This window comes from bacterium, from assembly GCA_024742285.1.
In the GTDB taxonomy this organism is placed as follows: domain Bacteria; phylum Myxococcota_A; class UBA9160; order UBA9160; family UBA4427; genus UBA4427.
This window is the reverse complement of record JANSYR010000004.1, coordinates 25,620-46,578: the sequence shown is the minus strand read 5'-3', so window position 1 is coordinate 46,578 and position 20,959 is coordinate 25,620. Positions and strand designations below refer to the sequence as shown.

General features: G+C 69.9%; 17 protein-coding genes. 14 read left to right on the top strand and 3 right to left on the bottom strand.

The window, feature by feature from the left end; genetic code table 11:
• Positions 1–382: 382 nt before the first annotated feature.
• From NXI30_09035 to NXI30_09025, 3 genes are read left to right on the top strand one after another with little or no spacing between them, the layout of a single operon-like run.
• The gene (locus NXI30_09035; GenBank protein MCR9094349.1) at positions 383–823 is read left to right on the top strand and encodes a lipocalin-like domain-containing protein; all 441 of its coding nucleotides are present in this window, start codon (positions 383–385) and stop codon (positions 821–823) included.
• Positions 820–6,846 carry an acyltransferase domain-containing protein gene (locus tag NXI30_09030; GenBank protein MCR9094348.1) on the top strand — a complete coding sequence of 2,009 codons (6,027 nt, stop codon included), beginning with the start codon at positions 820–822 and terminating at the stop codon, positions 6,844–6,846. Before NXI30_09035 ends, NXI30_09030 begins: the two co-directional genes overlap by 4 nt.
• Positions 6,843–7,682, top strand: coding sequence for an alpha/beta hydrolase (locus tag NXI30_09025; protein MCR9094347.1), 840 nt, complete (start codon positions 6,843–6,845; stop codon positions 7,680–7,682). Before NXI30_09030 ends, NXI30_09025 begins: the two co-directional genes overlap by 4 nt.
• Here the strand turns inward: NXI30_09025 and NXI30_09020 are convergent.
• Positions 7,679–8,812 carry a DsbA family protein gene (locus NXI30_09020; GenBank protein ID MCR9094346.1) on the bottom strand — a complete coding sequence of 378 codons (1,134 nt, stop codon included), beginning with the start codon at positions 8,810–8,812 and terminating at the stop codon, positions 7,679–7,681. The two genes, NXI30_09025 and NXI30_09020, sit on opposite strands and share 4 nt — an antisense overlap.
• 23 nt (positions 8,813–8,835) lie before the next feature.
• A complete protein-coding gene (gene tgt, locus NXI30_09015) occupies positions 8,836–9,981 on the bottom strand; it encodes a tRNA guanosine(34) transglycosylase Tgt (protein MCR9094345.1) in 1,146 nt (381 codons plus the stop codon).
• Positions 9,982–10,051: 70 nt separating this feature from the next.
• On the opposite strand from tgt, the gene pyrF reads away from it, so the two are divergent.
• The 4 genes from pyrF to NXI30_08995 all read left to right on the top strand — a co-directional run bounded on the left by pyrF (position 10,052) and on the right by NXI30_08995 (position 16,123).
• Positions 10,052–10,984 carry an orotidine-5'-phosphate decarboxylase gene (pyrF, locus tag NXI30_09010; protein ID MCR9094344.1) on the top strand — a complete coding sequence of 311 codons (933 nt, stop codon included), beginning with the start codon at positions 10,052–10,054 and terminating at the stop codon, positions 10,982–10,984.
• A gap of 169 nt (positions 10,985–11,153) precedes the next feature.
• A complete protein-coding gene (locus NXI30_09005) occupies positions 11,154–11,819 on the top strand; it encodes a TetR/AcrR family transcriptional regulator (protein ID MCR9094343.1) in 666 nt (221 codons plus the stop codon).
• Positions 11,791–12,957 (top strand): efflux RND transporter periplasmic adaptor subunit, encoded by a 1,167-nt coding sequence (locus NXI30_09000; GenBank protein ID MCR9094342.1) that lies wholly within the window; start codon positions 11,791–11,793, stop codon positions 12,955–12,957. Before NXI30_09005 ends, NXI30_09000 begins: the two co-directional genes overlap by 29 nt.
• A 10-nt stretch (positions 12,958–12,967) precedes the next feature.
• Entirely contained in the window at positions 12,968–16,123 is a 3,156-nt protein-coding gene (locus NXI30_08995; GenBank protein MCR9094341.1) for an efflux RND transporter permease subunit, read from the top strand.
• A 222-nt stretch (positions 16,124–16,345) separates the two neighbouring features.
• Here NXI30_08995 and NXI30_08990 read toward each other — a convergent pair whose 3' ends face one another.
• Entirely contained in the window at positions 16,346–16,477 is a 132-nt protein-coding gene (locus tag NXI30_08990; protein MCR9094340.1) for a hypothetical protein, read from the bottom strand.
• 408 nt (positions 16,478–16,885) lie between these two features.
• On the opposite strand from NXI30_08990, the gene NXI30_08985 reads away from it, so the two are divergent.
• The 7 genes from NXI30_08985 to NXI30_08955 all read left to right on the top strand — a co-directional run bounded on the left by NXI30_08985 (position 16,886) and on the right by NXI30_08955 (position 20,851).
• The gene (locus tag NXI30_08985) at positions 16,886–18,064 is read left to right on the top strand and encodes an acyl-CoA dehydrogenase family protein (protein MCR9094339.1); all 1,179 of its coding nucleotides are present in this window, start codon (positions 16,886–16,888) and stop codon (positions 18,062–18,064) included.
• Between the two features lie 46 nt (positions 18,065–18,110).
• Complete coding sequence (pyrE, locus tag NXI30_08980) at positions 18,111–18,674, top strand: orotate phosphoribosyltransferase (GenBank protein MCR9094338.1); 564 nt, start codon at positions 18,111–18,113, stop codon at positions 18,672–18,674.
• Positions 18,675–18,693: 19 nt separating this feature from the next.
• Entirely contained in the window at positions 18,694–19,044 is a 351-nt protein-coding gene (locus tag NXI30_08975; protein ID MCR9094337.1) for a hypothetical protein, read from the top strand.
• On the top strand, positions 19,044–19,538 hold the full coding sequence (locus NXI30_08970) for a GNAT family N-acetyltransferase (GenBank protein ID MCR9094336.1): 495 nt from the start codon (positions 19,044–19,046) through the stop codon (positions 19,536–19,538). The genes NXI30_08975 and NXI30_08970 overlap by 1 nt, the downstream gene beginning before the upstream one ends.
• 38 nt (positions 19,539–19,576) lie before the next feature.
• Entirely contained in the window at positions 19,577–20,023 is a 447-nt protein-coding gene (locus NXI30_08965; GenBank protein MCR9094335.1) for a hypothetical protein, read from the top strand.
• Positions 20,024–20,344, top strand: a complete 321-nt coding sequence (locus NXI30_08960) for a hypothetical protein (protein MCR9094334.1) — start codon at positions 20,024–20,026, stop codon at positions 20,342–20,344.
• A 93-nt stretch (positions 20,345–20,437) separates the two neighbouring features.
• Positions 20,438–20,851: a DUF4279 domain-containing protein gene (locus NXI30_08955; GenBank protein MCR9094333.1), complete on the top strand. Its 414-nt coding sequence runs from the start codon at positions 20,438–20,440 to the stop codon at positions 20,849–20,851.
• Positions 20,852–20,959 lie beyond the last annotated feature (108 nt).

Sequence of the window (20,959 nt, the reverse complement as noted above, 5' to 3'; positions counted from 1 at the left end):
GTACGGGGTTCGCAGGTTTTCAGGCGTTCTACGACTTCGCCCATGAGCACGATTCTCGCGATCCGCTTCGTGCGGTCTGCGTGGATGAAAATCGAGCCCGGGCAGAGGCGCTCACGGATCGGAAACCGGTAAGCACGCTCACCTCCCTCGGCGGGGTTCACGTAGTCGGCGAAAGCCGTGGCGGGGACCCCGCCGAGTCGTTTCGGGACCCCGTTTCGGCGCACGTGGTCTTCGCCCCCCTGAGCAGTCCCGCTCTCTCGTCCTACTCGCGAGCGTCACGGGTCCGATCTCGGACTCCGCTCGAAGTCCGGTCTGATGCACGCCTTTGATCGAGGTCGATGCGCTCCATAGGTTGTGCGCTCGCATTCGATGGGAGGGCGAGATGACCGCAGCGCATCCGCTGCTCGGCTCCTGGCGGCTCGACGCGTTCGAGCTCCAGGCGACCGACGGCACGATCAGTCACCCGTACGGCGAGGACCTCGCCGGCTACCTCTTCTACAACGCCGACGGCTTCATGTCCGCGGCGTTCATGAACGCCGCCCGGGGTGAAGTGCCGGACGGGGAGCTCGGCGCCGCCGCACAGGCGAGCACCTACGACCAGTTCATGGCCTATACCGGACCCTTTGAAATCAACGGGGACCGGATCCGGCACTTCGTCGAGGTGAGCTCCCTCGAAGCCTGGACCGGGACGATCCAGGAGCGTTGGTACAAGATCAGCGGCGACCGTCTGGAGCTGCTCACCGCCGCGCTCTCGGTCGGAAACGATGCCCCGGTCGGTCGCCTCGCGTGGACGCGGGTGGAACGGGCCGTCTTCCCGACGTGAGTTCGAAGCAAGCGGGCAGCTCGTCGCCCGCGCCCCGGAGCCCGGACGAGCCCGTCGCCATCGTCGGAATCGGCTGTCGCTACGCGGACGCGCGCGGCCCCGCCGAGTTCTGGGACATCGTCCGCTCCGGACGCGACACGGTCCGGGAGGCCCCGGCCCATCGCGTCGCGCTCGGCTACGACCTCGATCACTTCTTCGACCCGACCCCCCGCGTGCCCGGCCGGATCTCGTCGAAGAAGGGCGGCTTCCTGGAGCACCCGGAGCTCTTCGATCCCGAGCCCTTCGGCCTGGCGCCGCGGGACGCGGTCACGATGGATCCGCAGCAGCGGCTGATGATCGAGGTGACCTGGGACGCGCTCGAGGACGCCGGGATTCCGCCGTCTTCCGTCGCCGGGAAGCGCATGGCCGTGATCCTCGGCTACATGGCGGAGGACTACTCGCGGGAGCGCACGGGCGTCCTCGGCGAAGAGCACGTCTTCCGTGGTCACGACGTGTTCACCGTCGGCGGGATGTCCCACGCCGTGCTCTCCGGCCGGATCGCGTTTCTGCTCGGCGTGACCGGGCCGAGCTTCACCCTGGACACCGCCTGCTCGTCGTCGTTGATCGCCACGCATCTCGCTTGCCAGAGTCTTCGTCGTGGCGAGGCGGATCTGGCGATCGCCGGCGGCGCGAATCTCTTCCTTTCGCCGGAGGGCAACATCGCGCTCAGTCGGAGCGGCATGCTCTCGAGGTCCGGCGCCTGCCGCGCCTTCGACGCGAACGCCGACGGGTTCGTCCGGGCCGAAGGCGCGGGCGTCGTGCTGCTCAAGCGCGTATCCGACGCACTCGCGGACGACGACCCGATCTACGCGGTGATCCGCGGGAGCGGCATCAGCTCGGACGGGCGCGACGGCGGGCACATGATGGCGCCCGGTCGTCTCGGTCAGGCCCAGGCCATGCGCGACGCCTATGCGCAGGCCGGCGTCGAGCCGGCGCGCGTGCAGTACGTCGAGACGCACGGAACCGGGACGGCGATCGGAGATCCCGTCGAGATCGGGGCGCTCGCCGACGTCATGGGGCCGGGACGGGATCCGGAGCGGCCGCTGCGCGTCGCGTCGGTGAAGGGCAATCTCGGACACACGGAGTCCGCCTCCGGGGTCGCGGGGCTGATCAAGGCGTGTCTCTCGATCCGCCATCGGACACTGCCCGCGCAGCTCCATTTCGAGACGCCGACCCCGACGATTCCCTGGGACGAGATTCCGATTCGCGTGCAGGACGAGACGACGGGCTGGCCCGAGCCGGGCCCGGCGCTCGTCGGCGTGAACAGCTTCGGGATCAGCGGGACGAACGCCCACGTCGTGCTCGAGAGCCCGCCGGAACGCGCGACACCGAAGGCCTCCCGCCCGCCGACCCGCGAACGGGTGCTCGCCCTCTCGGCCCACCATCCCCGTGCGCTCCGCGAGATGATCGAAGCGACGCGCGCGCGACTCGACGATCCGGACCTCGCAGGATCGCCGGCGTCCGCCTTCGACGATCTGCTCTACACCTACGCGTGTAAGCGAGATCGGCGTGCGCACCGCGCCGCGTTCCGCGCGTCGTCGCCCGCGGCGCTGCGCGAGGTGCTCGATGCGACGCTCGCCGGGGACACGCCCAGGGACGCGCTCCAGGGCGTCGCGCCGACGGACCGCCGCCCGCAGCTCGTGATGGTGTTCCCCGGCCAGGGCGCGCAGTGGGTCGGGATGGGCCGCGACCTGCTTCGGGAGGAGCCGGTCTTCGCAGAGGTGATCGACGTCCTCGACGCGGCCTACCGTGACCACGTCGACTGGTCGCTCCGGTCGATCCTCGAGTCCACCGACGACGCCGAGGGCTGGCCCCTCGACGTGCTCCAACCCGTTCTGGTGGCGTTCGAGATCGCTCTGGCCGAGCTGCTCCGGAGCTTCGGCGTCGTGCCCGATCGCGTCGTCGGTCAGAGCATGGGCGAGATCGCCGCGGCCTTCGTGGCCGGAGCGCTCGACGTGGACGCCGTCGCGCGACTCGCTTGCGTTCGCGGACGCGTGGTCGCGCGGGCGAGCGGTGCGGGGGCGATGGCGGTCGTGGCGGCCTCGCGAGACGCGGTTCAGGGGTGGCTCGATGCCGAGCAGGCCGCTTCGGACGGGTCACGGGTCGAGATCGCAGGGGTCAGCTCGCCGCGAACGACCATCGTGTCCGGCGATCGTGAGGGCGTCCGGGCCTTCGTTGCGGCACGCGAGGCGGCAGGCGAGTTCGCGCGGCTCCTGGACGTCGACTTCGCGTCGCATTGCTTCCACATGGATCCCCTCGTCGACGACTTCCGAGCGGACCTCGACCGCCTCATCGTGCGGGCATCCGACATTCCCATCCATTCGTCGGTCGACGGAGAGGGCGGGGCACCGCCCGTCCTCGATGCGGACTACTGGGTCCGAAATCTGCGCCGCGCGGTCGCCTTCGACGACGCGGTGCGCGCGGCCGCCGAGCAGGGCGGCGAGGTCTTCCTCGAGATCTCGCCCCATCCGACCCTCGCCCGCGCCATCGACGAGACCGGCCGTGACGCCGGACATGCGCTCGGCTTCGTCGGGTCGCTGGTGCGCGAAGAGCCTGCCATGGAATCCCTCGCCCGTTGTGTGGCGGCGCTCTTCACGTCGGGCGTCGAGGTCGACTTCGCCCGCTTCGGTCCGTCCGGACGGGTCGTCTCGACTCCGCTCTATCCCTATCAGAGGACCCGCTACTGGTTCTCCGAGCGCACGCGACTCGACCGCGACCGCCCGACCCACCCGCTGCTCGGCTCCCCGGTCGAGTCTTCGACGGATCCGGGCGTGCAGCTGTGGGAGACCCTCCTCGACGCCGATACGGCGGCGTTCGTGGCGGATCGTCGGGTGGCCGGCGAGACCGTCGTGCTCGAGTCGATCTTCCTCGAGCTGGCGATCGCGGCCTCCGAGCGTCTGCAGCCGGCCGGCGCAGGTCCGATCGACGGCCTGCGCGTCGAGGCGCCGCTCACGCTCGGCGCGACCGGTCGCCGGCGCTTGCAGCTCGTGGCCCGCCCGCGCGGCGAGGAGTTCGAGCTGATCGTGTCGAGCCGCGCCGATCGCGCCGGGGCGGAGTGGACGCGCCACGCGACGGCGATGCTTCGTGCAAGGGAAGCCGAGCCTGCGGAGATCGGCGCGCCCTTCTCCGCCGAGGACGGGGAAGTGCTCGAGGCGGAGCGCGTGGACGAGGGACTCGCTCGCGCCGGTGTGGAGACGAGTCGCCGCTCTCGCGCGTTGAAGGAGCTCCGACGGCCGGCGCGCGACGACGGAAGGGTGCTCGTCGGTCGCCTGCTGCTCTCCCGGAGCATCGAGTCCGAGTGGCACGCCTATCATGCTCATCCCGTGCTCGTCGAGGCGGCGCTGCAGGGAGTCGGTGCGGCGATCGCGGGCCCGAGCGTCGAGCTCGTCTCGGTCGAACGGATCCGTCTTCTCGGGAAGCTCGGCAGTGAGGTCTGGTGTCGCGTCGAGCGGCGCGACGAGGACACTTCGGACTCGACACGAGACGCCCCCGTCTTCGATCTCGCCTTCCAGGATCGGGACGGAAACGTGCTCGCCGAGATGGTCGGCGTTCGGACGCAGGTGCGCGGCGCGATCGATTCGCCCGGGGTCGCCACGGACGCTCCCCTGGCGCTCGCCTGGCGAGCGCTCGAGCCGCAGGTGGCCTCGAGAGCGGAGGGCGCGGAGCCGGGGATCCGTCGATGGCTCGTGGTGTCCGACGACGCGTCCCGCGCGGAGCTCCTGGCCTCCGAGCTCCGCAAGCGCGGGGACGAGTGCCGCTTCTGTCCGAAGATCGAGGACCTCGAGATGCTCGCGCCCTTGATGCGCGCATCGGATGACTCGGCCTGGGGACTGGTGCTGCTCGCCTGGGGAGCCGCGCCCTCGGACGGCGACCGCGAACCGCGCCTCCACCGCGACTACCGCGTAGGGTCCTGGGCCGAATCGATCCGATCCGTCACCGCCGACGCGGCGGAGATCTGGATCGCGACCCGGGGGCTGCTGCCCGTCGAGTCGGAGGAACGGGCGGGCAGTCCGATCGCCCGATCGGTCTCGAAGGAGATCGAACAGTTCACCAACGCCGTGGAGCTCGATCGGTGTCGCGTGTTCGATGCGAGCGCCGCAGCGGACGCTGCCGATCGTTCCCGTCTGGTGGGACTGCTCGGACGCTCGATCGAAGACCGGTGGTTGGCGGTCCGATCCGGCGTCGTTCGCGTTCCGAGACTCGTCGATCCGGCGGCGGTCGGGGGCTCTGAGGCGTCGGGGACCCGCGCGGCGGAGACCGACTTCCGTGTGGCGCGAACGCCAGCACGCAGCTTTGGTTCGAGAGTCGCGCTCCAGGCCATCGAAGGGACGGAAGCGACGGAGGCGGCGGTGGGTCCGGGCGAGGTCATGATCGAAGTCGAAGCCGCCGGGCTGTCGCGGGTCGACGTGCTCGCCGAGCTCGACGATCGGGACGCCGGTCCCGCGGCCTTGGGTCTCGATTTCTGTGGGCGCGTCCTCGGGGTGGCGCCGGAGGTGACCTCGGTGGCGATCGGGGATCGCGTGGTCGGGCTCGTCCGGGGGGCGATGTCGCGCAGGCTGCGCGTTCCCGCCGCGCGGGTCGCGCGCGTCTCCGGCGCGGCGGATCCGGTCGCGCTGGCTTCGGCCACCTTCCCGACCGTCGTGGCGGATCATGTGCTCGACCGCGTCGTCGGTTTGAAGGCCGGGGAGCGCGTGTACGTCGATGCCGGTCGGGGGGGCGTCGGACATGCGCTCGTCGCGGGGGTGCGTCGACGGGGGGCGCTGGCCTACGGGCGTGGCGACGACGACGAGGGGAGCTTCGACGTGATCGTCTCGCACGCGTCGGGCGCCGGGCTGCGCGCCCTCGCGCGGCGCCTCGGGTCCTTCGGTCGCTTCGTCGATCTCCGCGCGACGCCGGGGAGTGAAGCCCTCGAGCTGCCGGCGAACGCGAGCCTCAGCCGCTGCGATCTGGTTTCGCTCGTCGAAGAGGACGCGGACTGGGTCGCCGAGTCCCTCGCCAGATTCGCCGCCACGGCCCGCGAGTCCCTGGAGCCGCCGCCGAGGGTCGTCTTTCCGGTCGGGGAATGCGCGCGCGCGTTCCGTCACGCCGCGCAGGGCCGCCACGTGGGCCGGGTCTGCCTCGATTTCGAGTCCGCCGCGGAGGCGTCGATTCGTCCGTCGTCTCGAATGCATGGGGAGACGCGTCGGCTGCTCGTCTCGGCCCACGGCCCGTCGTCGACCCGCGACTTCGTCGAGGCGTTCCGCCGTCGCGGCGTCGAGGCCGACGACGTCGCTTCGGCGAACCCGACGCGGGCGCTGCGCGGCGTGCGGGTCCACTTCGACGGGGGAGACGCGGCCGGTCGCGCGGCCCGGCGCGACGCGCTCGCGCGTAGGGGGGCCGAGCGGACGCTCTTCGTCTCGTTGCGCCCGGCCGCCGTCGGCGTGCCGGCGGAGGATCGAGCCTGGGAGGGGCGACTCCTGATCGACCTGCTCGCGCGATCCGAGGACGCGTGGATGGGCTGGACGGATCTCTCGATCGACGGCGAGGCGACCCTCGATCGCCTCGTCGACGTCGTGGCGAGAGCGGTCGAGGCGGAGGCACACCCGTCCCTCGCCTGGATCGATCCCGAGGATGCGGCGCGCTGGCAGAGCCCCGTCGCGGGCGACGGGGCGCCGCGTGAGGTCGCGAGCCGGGGGCACTCCCGGGAGGAGCTGGCCCGCATGTCGATCGCCGAGCGTCGCGAAGCAACGCTCGGACTCGTCACGAACGAGCTGGCCACGGTCCTCGATCTCGACGAGACGCAGGTCGAAGCGCTCGAGCCTGGCCGTCGTCTCGATGCCCTCGGTCTCGACTCGTTGATGACCATGGAGCTCTTCGTCGGGCTCTCCCGATCGCTCTCCCTCGAGATCGAGCGGGACTGGTTCGAGGGTCTTCCTTCGCTGTCGGAGATCGCCGGCGCGCTGGCGGATCGGATCGACGATGCCGGTGAAGGGGCGGATCGATGAGCGTGGCCGGGTTCGCTTCCGAGAGCCAGCCGGCTTCGATCGCGCATTTCGATCCGCGACGCGCCGGGGAGCCCGTCGTCTTCGTCCATGGCTTCGGCCATTGCCATGCGGTCTGGGACGTCGCGGTGGCGTCGCTCCCCGATCGCTTCCGACCGATCGCGATCGACCTGCCTGGACATGGCCAGTCGCCCTGGTCGGCCGAGCCGGACTACGGGCTCGATCGGATGGCTGCGGCCCTCGAGGCGGTCGTGCGATCCCAGGGCGGGACCGGTGTGCATCTGGTCGGGCATTCGCTCGGGGGGCAGGTCGCGATGATCGCCGCGGAACGGCTCGGACCGCACGCACGCTCGCTCACCCTCGTCGACATCGGGCCCACCCTCGGCGCGGATGGGGCGGGCGCCGTCCTGGGGGAAGTCGCCGACACGTTCCGCGTGTACGAATCGGTCGACGAATACGCGCGGATCCTGGCCAGGGTGCACCCCTTCGCGAAAGCGGATTCGCTCGCGCGGTTGGTGGAGGCGAGTCTGGCGCGTCGACTCGACGGCCGTTTCGAGCCCGCTCTGGATCCGGCGTTCGTGACGGCGGCGGCGACCCCTTCGAGCGAGGCGACCTCGGCGCGACTCTGGGCGACCTACCAGGGCCTCCGGCTGCCGATCTTCGTGGCGCGGGGCGCGCTCTCGTCGATCCTGTCGGCCGAGACCTGCGAGGAGATGATGCGCCGCGCCGGCGGCTCAGCGCAGACGAGGGTCTTCGAGCGTGCCGGGCACTCGATCATGCTGGACTCGGCGGACGCATTCGGTGACGCGTTGATCGCCTTCCTCGAAGAGGCGGGCTAGTTCGCGCGGATTCGCGCGAGCTCCGAGTCGATCACGCGGCTGATCTCGTCGGCGTCCCGGGCGCCCTTGAGCGCGATGCCGTTCACGAAGAAGGCCGGCGTGCCGGTCACCCCCGCCGCCTCGCCCGCTTCGAAGTCGGTCTGGACGAAGGCCTGGTAGCGGCGCTCGCCCATGCACTGTCCCAGCGCGTCGAGGTCGAGGTCGAGCTCGCGTCCGATCTCCGCGAACGAGTCCGCCTCGAGGCGGCCGCTCCGGGCGAAGATCGCGTCGTGGTAGTCCCAGAAGCGTCCCTGCTCGTCGGCGCACATCGCGGCCTCCGCCGCGGGGCGGGCCTGGGGATGGATGCTGTCGAGGGGGAAGTGGCGATGGACGAGCCGAACGTCCTCGGGATAGCGCTCGAGCACCTCGGCGAGGACCGGCTCCGAGCGGATGCAGTAGGGACACTGGTAGTCGCTGAAGGTCATGATCGTGACGGGGGCCTCGGCGGGTCCGCGGACCAGGCGGGTCGCTTCGAGATCGACGCGCGGCGGCGTGAGGGCGAAGCGCCATTCGAGGGCTTCGAGTCGCGGGCCGATGTACTCGCCCCAGGCACGGGCCTTGGCCTCGTTGTCGAGCATGTCCTTGATCTGCGGGGCGACGTCCTCGAGGCGTGCGCCGCGCAGACGGGACTGGTTCTCGGTGTACCAGGCGGTCACCTGCTCGACCGTCGTCTCGGGGACGGTGCTCGTGACCTTCTCGAGGAGCGCTTCCGGAGAAAGGCCTTCCTCCGCGGCGGCGGCGTCGATCACGTGGCGCTGGACCAGATCCCGCGCGGCGTTCTCGCGCAGCTCGAAGAGTTCGGACTCGGGCTGGCGGAGCAGCTCGTCGAGGAACTGCTTCTGCATGTGGGCGTGCAGCTCGTCGACCGTGATCTCGCGACCGTCGAGGACGAGCGCGACCCGATCGCCGCCTTCGGTGGAGGGCCCCGGGGCGGCGGTCGAGGCCGCCGCCGTCGGCTGCCCCTTCGAATCGAGGCCCAGGGCGCCACAGCCGGTGGTGACGCACACCGCGAAGGTGGCGAGCAGGGCCCAGGTGGCGGGGGCCACGAGGGCGGTGAACGAGGCGAGCTTGCGCGACGAGTCGGTATGCATGGCCGGGAGGGTAGCGACCCGCTCTAGGCTGGCTCGTTCCGGTAGCGGGCCATGAATTCGTCGGCGAAAGCCGCGTAGTCGCCTGCGAGAATCGCGCGCCGCGCGTCGGCCACGAGGCGTTGGTAGAAGCGCACGTTGTGGATCGAGCAGAGGACCGCCGAGAGGACTTCGTTCGCGGCGAAGAGGTGATGGATGTACGCCCGGGTGAATCCGCCCGTGCAGGTGTAGCAGTCGCAGGCCGCGTCGACGGGAAACGCATCGCGACGGAATCGGCGGTTCGTGAGCCGGATCCGCCCACGCGACGTGAACACCGTCGCCGAGCGGGCGTATCGGGTCGGGATCACGCAGTCGAACATGTCGATGCCGTATCCGATGCACGCAATCAGGTCTTCGGGAAGACCGACGCCCATCAGGTAGCGGGGCTTGGCTTCCGGCAGGAGCGGCGCCGCGTGGTCGGTCACCTGACAGAGCAGCTCGTGCCCCTCGCCGACGGACACGCCGCCGATCGCGTAGCCCGGGCAGTCCATCGCGACCAGCGAAGCCGCGCAGGCCTCGCGCAGCTCGGGATAGGTCGAACCCTGGACGATTCCGAAGAGCGACTGTTCGCCGGGCCGACCATGCGCGCGCAGGCACCGCTCCATCCACTGCAGCGTCCGGCGAACTCCCTGGCCGGCGAGCTCCCGGGTCGCCGGGTAGGGCGTGCACTCGTCGAAGGCCATGATGATGTCGGCACCGAGCGCGTTCTGGATCTCGATCGAGCGCTCCGGGGTGAGGTCCATCTCCTTGCCGGTGACTTCGTTCTTGAAGCGGGCGGATTTGTCGGTGATCTCGACGCCGGGGAGGGAGAAGACCTGGAAGCCCCCGGAGTCGGTCAGGATCGGGCCGGGCCACTGCATGAAGGGATGCAGTCCGCCGAGCTTCTCGACCAGGGCCTCCCCCGGGCGCAGGGCCAGGTGATAGGTGTTGGCGAGGACGATCTGCGCGCCCGTGTCGGCGACCTGGGCCGGGGTCATCGCCTTCAGCGCCCCATGGGTCCCGACCGGCATGAAGGCCGGCGTGTCGATCGCCCCGTGCCTCGTCTCGACGCGTCCCGCCCGGGCACGATCGCTCGTTCGCTCGAGGGTGAAGCGCAGGGCCGGGGATTCGGTCGTGGGGAGCGGAGCGTCCATTCGCCGCAACGTAGCCCCGATTGGGGTAGGATCCGCGCCGACCTCGCTCCGGTCCAGACAGGAGATCCGCTTGGCCCCCGTCCGCGAAGCCCCGTCCTCGTTCGCCGATCGTCTGATCACCCGGGTTCGCGATCTCGGCCATCCGCTCTGCGTGGGACTCGATCCGCATCTGGCGCCGATCCCGCCGCTCTTCCGGCAGGGCACGATGGCGACGGACGACGAGCGCACGGTCGATGCGGTCGAGACGTTCCTGACGGCGGTCCTCGATCGGCTGGTCGGTCGCGTGGCGGTGATCAAGCCGCAGATCGCGTTCTTCGAGCAGCTCGGCTGGCGCGGGCTGCGCGTGCTCGACGGGCTCTGCCGGCGCGCGGCGGAAGCCGACATCCTGGTCGTCCTCGACGCGAAGCGCGGGGACATCGGTTCGACCGCCGAGGGCTACGCCGCCGCATACCTGGCGCCGGACGCGGCGATGCCGGTCGATGCGATCACGCTGAATCCGTATCTGGGCTTCGACACGATCGAGCCCTTCGCCCGCGTGGCGGGGGACGCCGGGCGTGGCCTCTTCGTGCTCGTGCGGACGAGCAATCCCGGGAGTGGCGATCTCCAGGACCGCGACGTGAACGGCGATCCGCTCTTCGGGATCGTCGCGGACGGGCTGGGGCGCTTCGAGGCGCAGCTCGCCGGAGAGACGACGCCCTGGTCGAGCCTCGGCGTGGTGGTCGGTGCGACCTGGCCGGACCAGGCGCGACGCGTTCGCGACGCCCTGCCGAACGCGCTCTTCCTGGTGCCCGGGTACGGCGCCCAGGGTGGGTCGGCCGCGGCGGCGGTCCAGGGGTTCGTGCCGGGGCCGAAGGGTCTCGAAGGGGGCGTCGTCAACTCGTCCCGCGGCATCCTCTTCCCCGGCGACGCCAAGGGCACCGACGATCCCAAGACCTGGGAGCAGGCCTTCGACGCCGCTCTCGATCAGGCCGTCGACGAGCTCGGGAATGCCGTCCAGCGCTGACGCCCGCGCGGGATTCGTACGCCGAATAGAACCCCGGCCGCGCGTGACCCGTCGAACGTACGCCGGTCGAACATTTGTAAGTCGCTGTCCTGGCTCAGGAAATCGTCTGTTCCGCCTTTGGAACACGAGTCGTCCTATGCAGCGTAAATTTACGATGTAAGTTACGCGCATGCCGCGAGCCCTGTCCGAGCAAGAGATCGAAGCGTTCCGCGCCGACCTGTGTCGCGTGGCGGAGCGGCTCTTCGCGGAGAACGGCTTCGACGGAGTGACGATGCGGGCCCTGGCGGGCGAGCTGGGCTGCAGTCCGATGACTCCGTACCGGTACTTCGAGAACAAGGAGGCGATCCTCGCCGCCGTCCGGACGGAAGCCTTCGTCCGCCAGGGCGTGCGGACCGAGAAAGCCGCCCTCGAGCATCGCGATCCCGAGGATCGCCTGCACGCGTTCGCGAAGACCTACGTCGCCTTCGCCCGCGACGAACCGCACGCCTACCGGATCATGTTCTCGCTCTCGTCGAGTACGGATCTCGGAGAGACGCTCCGCAATCCCGAGACGCGGGGCGAAGTGTTGCGCGGCTGGACACCGCTGGTGTCCGTGATGGAAGAGCTGGTCGACTCCGGACGTGCGTTCGGGGACCCGATCGATCTGGCTCATCTCGCCTGGGTGATGTTGCACGGCCTGGTCACCCTCGAACTCAGCAACAAATTCCTGCTCGGCCGCGACCTCGATCAGTTGATCGGGCCCGCCGTCGACACCTTCTTACGCGGAATCGGTGCGCCCCCGAATTCGAGCGATCCGGGAGTCCACCATGTCCAACCCCGAGCAGACGACGACTGACGCGTCGAACCCGTCCGGCCTGCTGCGCCGAACGGGATCACGACTCGTCCTCGTCGCGCTCCTCATCGCCGGCGCCTGGGCGGCCTTCGCGAACGGGGAGGCCCCGCCGCCGCCGGCGGTGGCGACGGAGGCGATTCCCGTTCGTCTCACCGACGTCGTCGTGCTCGACGCCTTCGAGGTGCGCGATCGGATCGCCGGTCGCGTCACGAGTCGGCGTCGGAGCGAGGTCGGCTTCGAGCGCGGCGGGCGCCTCGCCGAGATCCTCGTGGACGAGGGAGACCGGGTGGAGGCCGGCGCGCTTCTCGCCAAGCTCGACACCCGCGCGCTCGAGGCGGAGCGTCGGGAGCAGCGGGCGCGGATGAAGGCGACCGAGGCCCGCCTCGAGCTCGCCCGGGTCACCGCGAAGCGTCAGCGTCGCCTCGCCGCGTCCGGCACGCTCTCGGCCCAGTCCCTCGACGAGGCGCTGACCGAAGAGGCGAGCCTCGAAGCACAGCTCGCGGCGGATCGCGCCGCTCTCGAGCGCACGGCGGTCGCCCTCAGCCTCTCCCGGATCGAGGCGCCGTACCCGGCGGTGGTCGTGCGACGCCAGCAGGACGAGGGCAACGTCGCGACGCCGGGGACGCCGGTCCTGTCGCTCATCGAAGACGGCGCGCGCGAAGTCCGCCTCGGCGTCCCGCCAGAGGTGGCTGCGTCCCTCGAGCCGGGGCGCACCTACGAAGTCGAAGGATCGGCGGGCACGCTCCGCGCGACCCTGCGCCACGTGCTGCCCGAGCTCGACCGCGAGACGCGGACGCGGGCGGCGCTCTTCGAGATCGATGCCGAGACCGACGATCCGCTCCGGGTCGCGGACGGGACGCTCGTCTGGGTCCGGGTCACGCGCTCCGTTCCGAGTCGCGGCGCCTGGGTGCCGATGGCGGCCCTGGCCGAAGGGCGTCGGGGAACCTGGACGCTCTTCGCCGTGCGTGAGGACGCCCAGGGTGTGTCTCGGACCGAGCGCCGCGTCGTCGAGATCGTCCACGCGGAAGGCGATGCCGCCTTCGTTCGCGGCACCCTCGAGACGAACGATCGGATCGTCGCAGACGGAATGCATCGCCTGATTCCCGGGCTCGCCGTGACGCCGGTCGGCGAAGCGGGTTGAGGGGGGACCCGTGAGCGATCTCTTCTACCGACACCGCCGCCTGCTCGTCCTGTTCCTCGGGCTGATCGTCGTCGGCGGGCTCGGCTCGCTCCAGACGCTTCGGCGCCAGGAGGACCCGGCCCTCTCGCGACGCTATGCGGACGTGACGACCTTCTATGCCGGCGCGACCGCGGATCGCGTCGAATCCCTCGTGACCGAGAAGATCGAGCGCCGTCTCCAGGAGATTCACGAGATCGAGACGATCGAGTCGATCTCGCGGACGGGCCTCTCGTCCGTCCGGCTCGAGCTCGAAGAGCAGTACGACGAGAGTGACGTCGACGAGATCTGGTCCCGGGTGCGCGACAAACTCGCGGACGTCCTGCCAGAGCTGCCCGAACAGGTGAGTCCCCCGGAGTTCGCGGACCGGACGTCGACGGCGGTCACGCTCCTCGTCGGCCTCACCTGGGACGGCGAGGGGGAGGCGCCGCTCGCGCTCCTCACCCGTCTCGCGGAAGAGCTCGAGAGTCGCCTGCGCGTCCTGCCCGGCACGAAGGAGACGGAGCTCTACGGCGAAGCCGAAGAAGAGCTGCGGGTCGCGCTCGATCCTTTGGTGCTCGCCGAGATCGGCGTCGACGCGAACGACGTGGCGGCGGCGATCGGGCAGGCGGACACGCGCCGACCGGCGGGGCGCCTCGAGGCGGAAGCGAGCACGATCCCCTTCGAGGTGGCGGGTCAGCTGACCGACGTCGACCGGGTTCGCGCGATTCCGCTGCGGAGCACGTCCGATGGGCGCATGCTCCGGATCGGCGACCTCGGGACGGTCTCGAAGACCCAGGTCGACCCGCCGGCGACGATGGCGATCCTCGACGGGCGCCGGGGCGTCGCCGTTTCGGCGACGATGCTGGCGCGGAGCGGTCGCGTCGACCTCTGGGCCGCGCGCGCCCGCGGCGTGATCGAGCGCTACGGCGAGGAGGTCCCGGCCGGCGTCGGCTACCGGATCCTCTTCGACCAGAGCGGCTATACCGAAGCGCGCCTCTCCGATCTCGTGACGAACCTGGCGCTCGGCGCCGCGATCGTCGTCGCGGTGCTCTTCTTCATGATGGGCTTCCGGTCCGCGCTCGTGGTGGCGTCGATCCTGCCCCTCACGCTGCTCCTCGTGCTGATGGAGATGAAGTGGCTCGAGATTCCGCTCCACCAGATCTCGGTGACCGGATTGATCATCGCGTTGGGTCTGCTGATCGACAACGCGATCGTGGTGGTCGACGAGTACACGCTGAAGCTGCGACGCGGCGTGGCCCGCGCCGACGCGGTCGGGCAGGTCGTTCGCGCGATGGTCGTGCCCCTCGGCGCGTCGTCGCTCACGACGACCCTCGCGTTCATGCCGATCGCGCTCCAGCCGGGCGCGAGCGGCGAGTTCGTGGGCACGATCGGTGTCGGTGTGAGCCTCGCGGTCCTGTCGAGCTTCGCCCTGTCGATGACCGTGATCATCGCGTTCGCCGGCTTCTTCATCGCCCACGACCCCGAGGCACCGGAAGGCTCGGGGCACGGCTACTCGAACCCGGTCCTTCGCGAGCGCTACCGCCAGAGCATCGTCGCCGTCCTGCGCCGCCCGGCCCTGGGCGTCGCGGTCGGCACGGCGCTTCCGATCCTGGGCTTCGCCGTCGCGGGCTCGCTCCCGCTCCAGTTCTTCCCGGCCAACGATCGCGATCAGTTCCAGGTCCTGGTCGACCTGCCTGCCCACTATTCGATCGACGCGACCCGGCAGGTCGTGGATCGCGTGCGCGCGATCGTCGACGCGAAGGAAGGCGTCGTCGAGTCGCACTGGTTCACGGGCGAGTCGCCCGCGCGCGTCTTCTACAACATGTTCGGCAACTACGACATCGCGAGCTACGGCGGCGGGTTCGTCCAGACGGCGTCGCCGGCGGAGACGGAGCGGATCCTGCCCGAGCTCCAGGCAGAGCTCCGGCGCGCGGTGCCGGAGGCGCTGGTATTGGCGTTGCCCTTCGAGCAGGGGCCGCCCTTCGATGCGCCGATCGAGGTGCGACTCGTCGGACCCGATCTCGACGCGTTGCGCGACGGCGGGGAGCGGATCCGCGCCGTCCTCGCCGAGACCGAGGGCGTGACCTATACGCGGGCGAAGCTGCTCGGCGGCCGCCCGAAGCTGGTCGTGAACGCGAGCGAGGACCGGGCGCGGCTCGCGGGTCTCCCCCTCGGCGAGATCGCGGATCAGCTGAACGCGGCGCTGACCGGCGTGCGCGCCGGCCGGATCCTCGACGGCACGCAGGAGATTCCGATCCGCGTCCGCGTCGAGGACCGGGATCGCGCGGCGATCGATCGGATCCAGGCGACGCGCTTCCTGCGCGGGAACGCCGACGTCGGGTCCGCGGATGCGCTGGCAGGGATTCCGCTCAGCGTCGTCGGCGGACTCGAGCTCACGCCCGAGCTCGCGGCGATCACCCGCCGCAACGGCGAACGCGTGAACACCGTCCAGGCGTTCCTCGTGCCCTATCAGCTGATCCAGACGTCCCTCGACGACTTCTCGACGCGGATGGACGCCGCCTCGATCGATCTCCCGCCCGGCGTGCGACTCGAGCTCGGTGGCGACTTCGAGCAGCGTGCCGAGTCGACCCAGGAGCTCGCCGCGTTCGCGCTCCCGCTCTTCGTGTTGATGGCGGCGACGATCGTCTTGACGTTCAACTCGTTCCGCATGGCCTCGATCATCTTCGCCGTCGCGTTCCTGAGCGTCGGACTCGCGATGCTCGCGATCTGGATCTTCGGCCACCCGATGGGCTTCGTCGCGATCGTCGGCACGATGGGGCTCGTGGGGCTCGCGATCAACGACGCGATCGTCGTGCTGAACCACCTCCGATCGGACGCACGATCGGTGAACGCGGATCCGGAAGCGACGGCGGAGGTCGTGTTGGACGCGACGCGCCACATCCTGGCGACGACGATGACGACGATCGGCGGCTTCCTGCCGCTGATCATCTTCGGCGGCCGCTTCTGGCCCCCGATGGCGACCGCGATCGCCGGCGGCGTGATCGGCGCCTCGATCCTGGCGCTCTACTTCGTCCCGAGCGTCTTCGTCGTCTTCGAGAGCCGCAAGCAGGACCAGCCCATCAGCGGCGTCGGCGCCCTCGCAAGAAGCGTCGTCGCCCGCCTCCCCAGCTCCGCCCGCGCCGCCTGACGACGCAACGAGTCGACGAAGAGCGGGTCGCCAACGAACCGTCGCCACGGTCTCTTGCGGGACCGGCGTGCGGCGGCGGGCCCGCAACGAACGGCGCCCCTCAAAGCGCCGGCACGTCGCCTCGCGCGAGCAACGCCGCCCCTAGCCCAAGGGCGCGCAGCGCCCGCCAAAAAGAGTCACCCGTGCGCGGCGCGCAGCGCCGTGCACATCGATAGGCGAAGCCTATCGATAATACTTCCGCTCACCGCCGGTCTGGCGCTTGCGTGCGCGGCGGTGCTTGGCCTTGAGCTTCGCGCGGTAGCGGGCACTCTTGTTTCGCTTGATGTGGCCGCGGGACTTCTTGCTTGCGCTCATCGGGGATCGTCTTTCTCCGCGGGTCGAGCGAGGCCGCCGGCAGGGTCTGCCGCGGGAGGCTCGGGCGTGCGGGGTGGATTCGGGTGCCGGTCGCGGGGGGTCGGCGTCCGGAGGGCCGGAAATCTAGGCGAGGCGCCCCGGAATTTCCATCGGTTTTCCGATGCCCCACGGGGATAAACCGCTCCAATCGCCCGGAAACCGGACGTTTTCAGGCGTCCCACCCGGGAGCGGCTAGTATCGCAACGGAGCGGCCCCGCGCCGCGCTGCCCCGGGCCGGTCCGCGCGCCCCCCGGCTCCCACGGTGCCGCCCGAGGCGGAATCGGCCGCGCCGGCGATTCGCGGGTGGCCCCGGCCGGCGCTCCCCGTATCGCCCGCCCGCCGCGCCCGACGACCAAGGAACCCGAGACGATGAACGCTGCCCTCGAGCGCATGATGGACTTCGACCTGACGGAGGAGCAGCGTCTCGTCCGCAAGACCGTCCGGGACTTCGCCGAAGCCGAGATCCTTCCGCACGTCGAGCGATACGAGAACGAAGAGCGCTACCCGACCGAGCTCGTCGACAAGCTGCCGGAACTCGGACTGATGGGTCCGATGATTCCGGAGGAGTACGGCGGGTCCTACACCGACGTCCTGACCTACGGCGTGATCATGGAAGAGCTCGCCCGGGTCGACTGGGTGATCGCGAGCGTCGTGTCCGTCGCGAATTCGCTCTGCGCCGGCTCGATCCTCGCCCACGGCTCCGACGAGCAGAAGCAGAAATTCCTGCCGGGCATCGCCAGCGGCGAGATCATCTGCTCCGCCTGCCTGACCGAGCCCCGCGGCGGCACCGACCTCGCGAACATGGAGACGACCGCGAAGCCGGTCGACGGCGGCTATCTGCTGAACGGCACGAAGGTCTTCATCTCCCACGCCGACCATGCGGGTCTCTTCTTCATCGTCGCCTCGATCGATCGGACGAAGAAGCACAAGGGCGTGACCGCGTTCGTCGCAGACCCCCGCGAGATGAAGGGCCTCACCATCGGCAAGTTCCCGATGCGGACGCTCAAGCGCGACAATCTGGCCGAGGTCCACTTCGAGGACGTCTTCGTGCCGGACGAGGCGGTGCTCGGCAAGCCCGGCGGCGGCTTCCCGATCCTGGGCGGTGCCCTCGACATGGGTCGTTTCTCGGTCGCTGCTCGCTGCGTCGGCCAGTCCCAGCGCGCGATCGACCTGACGGCGCCCTACGCGATGGACCGCGAGGCCTTCGGTCAGCCGATCGGCGAGTTCCAGCTCGTGCAGGCGAAGCTCGCAGAGATGGTCGCGCGAACCGAGCAGGCCCGGCAGCTCGTCTACCGGCTCGGACGGATGAAGGACGCGGGGGTCGAGCGCTGCTCACTCGAGTCGTCGCTCGCCAAGTGGAAGGCCAGCGTCGCCGCGACCCAGAACGCGCTCGACGGCATGGCCGTCTTCGGCGGCTACTCCGTCACCGCGGAATACGAGATCGGACGCCTGCTGATGGAAGCCAAGGCGCTCGAGTTCGGTGAGGGCACGTCCGACCTCCACACCAAGATGGTGGCCGAGTACGCGCTCGGGATCCGCAAGCTCTAGGATCTCGCCCGATCGATAGACCCTCATCACAGGACGCCCCCAAGACATGCCCCAAGTGACGCCCGCCGATCGCCAGGCCCTCCTCAACCTGATCCTCGACGTCTCGTTCGAGCGACGGGAGGTCACCCTCGCGAGTGGCAAGAAGAGCAACTTCTACCTCGACCTGCGTCAGACCCTGATGCGGCCGAAGGGCGTGGGACTCGCGGGCAAGCTGGTCCTCGACATGCTGCAGAGCGGACCGCCGGTGGACGCCGTCGGCGGGATGGCGGTCGGCGCGGTGCCCTTCGTGTCCGCGGTCCTCGCGGCGGCGGCGAACGATCCGGCGACGGACGGTCTCCTCGGCTTCTTCGTGCGGAAGGAGAAGAAGAAGCACGGCCTCGGGCGCCAGCTCGAAGGCGGCTTCGCGGCGGGTCAGAACGTCGCGCTCCTCGAGGACACGACGACGACCGGTGGCTCTACCCTCGAAGCCCTCGACATCGTCGAGGAGGCCGGCGGCAAGGTCGCGCGGGTGATCTGCCTGGTCGATCGCGGCGAAGGCGCCGCGGAGGCCTTCGCCGAGCGCGACGTGACCCTCGAAGCGTTGTTCACGCGCGAGGATCTGCCCATCTAGCCGGCGGGGCGGACCATCGATGGACGTCTATCACATCTGGTGCGACCTCGAGCCGGGCACTTCGGACGTCGAGTTCTCCGACGCCGTTCACGCCTACCTGGGCCGTCTCCGCGAAGACGGCCGGATCGCGGGCCACCGACTCACGCGGCGGAAGCTCGGTCTCGGTCCGCGCACGCTCGGCGAGTTCCACGTCGAGATCGAGGTCGAGGACCTGGCCCAGCTCGATCGCGCTTTCGGCGAGGTCTCGCGCCGGGAAGGGCCGATCGAATCGCTGCACCACGCGGTGAACCGCCACGCGGCCCGGGTCGAGTTCGCCCTCTACCGCGACTTCCCCGATCCGGGGAGGGAGCGCGGGGGCGAGCGCTTCTGATGAAGATCCGTCCCGCCATCGCCGAGGACGTTCCGCGGCTCCTCGAGATCTACAACCACTACGTCGAACACACCCACGTGACCTTCGACCTCGCACCGGTGACCCTCGAGGCGCGCATGGGCTGGTTCGAGGGCTTCTCGACGTCGGGACCCCACCGCCTTCTCGTCGCTGCGGACGGGGACGATCTCCTCGGATATGCCTCGAGCGGTGTGTTCCGTTCGAAGCCGGCCTACGCGCGGAGCGTCGAGACCTCCATCTATCTCGATCACGATCGGGTCGGGACGGGGGCGGGAACGACGCTCTATCTCCACCTGCTCGACGCGCTGGTGGAGGAGCCGCAGGCCCATCGGGCCTACGGCGGCGTCGCAATTCCGAACGACGCTTCGCTGGCACTGCACCAGCGGTGCGGTTTCAAACGGATCGCGACGTTCAGTGAGGTCGGCTTCAAGTTCGGGCGGTACTGGGACGTGACGTGGTTCGAACGAGCACTGTGAGAGGGCGAGGCGTCGAATGGGCGCTCTTCTCGGTTGCCGTGCTCGTCTTCGCGGGGTGCGGCGGTCAGATCGCGCCCGAGTCGCTCGCGGCGTCGGTGGAGCTCGCCGGTCGTTTCTCGCTCGAGTCCGGTCGCTACGCGTTCGTCGAGGAGACGACCCGGATCGCCTGCGCGCCCGGCGCGCTCTTCGGCGTCGATTACCGGATCGAGGCGGAGGGGGCGCGATTCGGCGGGGTGCTTCCGGTCGAGTTCAGATGGATCCATCCCGAGCTCGCGATTCCCTCGGAACGACTCTGGGGGACCGAGTCGGCCGCGCGGGCCCCGAACCCCGAGCTCGACTGGGGCGAGTCGGTTCTCTCCGGTCGCGCCCTCTGGCACCTCGAGCATCCCGAGGAGCTGAAGAGCGGGCGTTACGAGTTCGTGATCCGCGTCGTAGAAACGCGTGAAGTCCTGCTCTCCCAGACGTTCGAAGTGGAGGGGTGTTAGGTGAAGAAACGATTCCTGCCGGCGCTGCTGCTCGCGCTCGTGGTCGCGTTCCTGGTGTTCTGGATCGGCGCGAAGCTCGCGAACATCGTGTCCGGGGGCGGGGCCGACGAGCTCAACGAGTTCACGGTGGGGCAGAAGATGATGCTCTGTGGGCGGGTGGTGGACGCCCGGCACGAACTCTCCGACTACGATTTCGACCTCTACCAGGGCAGTCGCTGCGAGAATCTGAGCGCGCTGGACGAATGCATCCTCGACTGCCTCTCGCAGGCCGGAACGGTCTCGATCGGGAAGGCCTGCTACGAAGGCTGCGTACTCAAGTAGCCGTCGAAGCGACATGAGGGCCGTTGGCGTCACTGTGATAGGATCGGGAGCGATCGGGTCGAACCCGCCCGACGATCTGGAGAGGAGTGAGCGATGGCAGCGATCGGGCGCGTACGTGCCTCTCTGCGCGTCTTCGGTGAGTCCCTGGATCCCGACGAGGTTTCGGCGCTGCTCGGACGCCCGCCGTCGCGCCAGCATCGCAAGGGCGACAAGATCGAGGGCAAGGGCGGCGACGCCGTCGAGCCGACCGGCGCGTGGATCCTCGACAGCCCACTCTCCGAGCGCGTCGAGCTCGAGGAGCACATCGAGGTGATGCTCGGCTCGCTCTCGAACGACATGGACGAGTGGTCGAGCCTGACCGATCGCTTCTCGGCGTCGATCCTCTGCAGCCTCTTCCTCGACCAGTACAACGAAGGTTTCGAACTCTCGCCCCGGATCGCCCAGGCCCTCTCCGAGCGCGGGCTGGTCGCCGCCTTCGATATCTATTCGGGTGACGTCGACGCTTGACCTTTTTGCGGCTGGGGCACGGCTTGAACGCCCGCGTGGCGCCTGGCCCCTCAGGCGACGGCGATCGGGCTCGGGGCGTGTCGTCGAGCTTCTTCTGACGCCGATCGG

What these genes read in the sequence shown, in the direction of transcription:
- NXI30_09035 (MCR9094349.1), top strand. Translation starts at nt 383, where the DNA reads ATGACCGCAGCGCATCCGCTGCTCGGCTCCTGGCGGCTCGACGCGTTC.
- NXI30_09025 (MCR9094347.1), top strand. Translation starts at nt 6,843, where the DNA reads ATGAGCGTGGCCGGGTTCGCTTCCGAGAGCCAGCCGGCTTCGATCGCG.
- NXI30_09020 (MCR9094346.1), bottom strand. Translation starts at nt 8,812, where the DNA reads ATGCATACCGACTCGTCGCGCAAGCTCGCCTCGTTCACCGCCCTCGTG.
- tgt (MCR9094345.1), bottom strand. Translation starts at nt 9,981, where the DNA reads ATGGACGCTCCGCTCCCCACGACCGAATCCCCGGCCCTGCGCTTCACC.
- NXI30_09005 (MCR9094343.1), top strand. Translation starts at nt 11,154, where the DNA reads ATGCCGCGAGCCCTGTCCGAGCAAGAGATCGAAGCGTTCCGCGCCGAC.
- NXI30_09000 (MCR9094342.1), top strand. Translation starts at nt 11,791, where the DNA reads ATGTCCAACCCCGAGCAGACGACGACTGACGCGTCGAACCCGTCCGGC.
- NXI30_08990 (MCR9094340.1), bottom strand. Translation starts at nt 16,477, where the DNA reads ATGAGCGCAAGCAAGAAGTCCCGCGGCCACATCAAGCGAAACAAGAGT.
- NXI30_08985 (MCR9094339.1), top strand. Translation starts at nt 16,886, where the DNA reads ATGAACGCTGCCCTCGAGCGCATGATGGACTTCGACCTGACGGAGGAG.
- pyrE (MCR9094338.1), top strand. Translation starts at nt 18,111, where the DNA reads ATGCCCCAAGTGACGCCCGCCGATCGCCAGGCCCTCCTCAACCTGATC.
- NXI30_08975 (MCR9094337.1), top strand. Translation starts at nt 18,694, where the DNA reads ATGGACGTCTATCACATCTGGTGCGACCTCGAGCCGGGCACTTCGGAC.
- NXI30_08970 (MCR9094336.1), top strand. Translation starts at nt 19,044, where the DNA reads ATGAAGATCCGTCCCGCCATCGCCGAGGACGTTCCGCGGCTCCTCGAG.
- NXI30_08955 (MCR9094333.1), top strand. Translation starts at nt 20,438, where the DNA reads ATGGCAGCGATCGGGCGCGTACGTGCCTCTCTGCGCGTCTTCGGTGAG.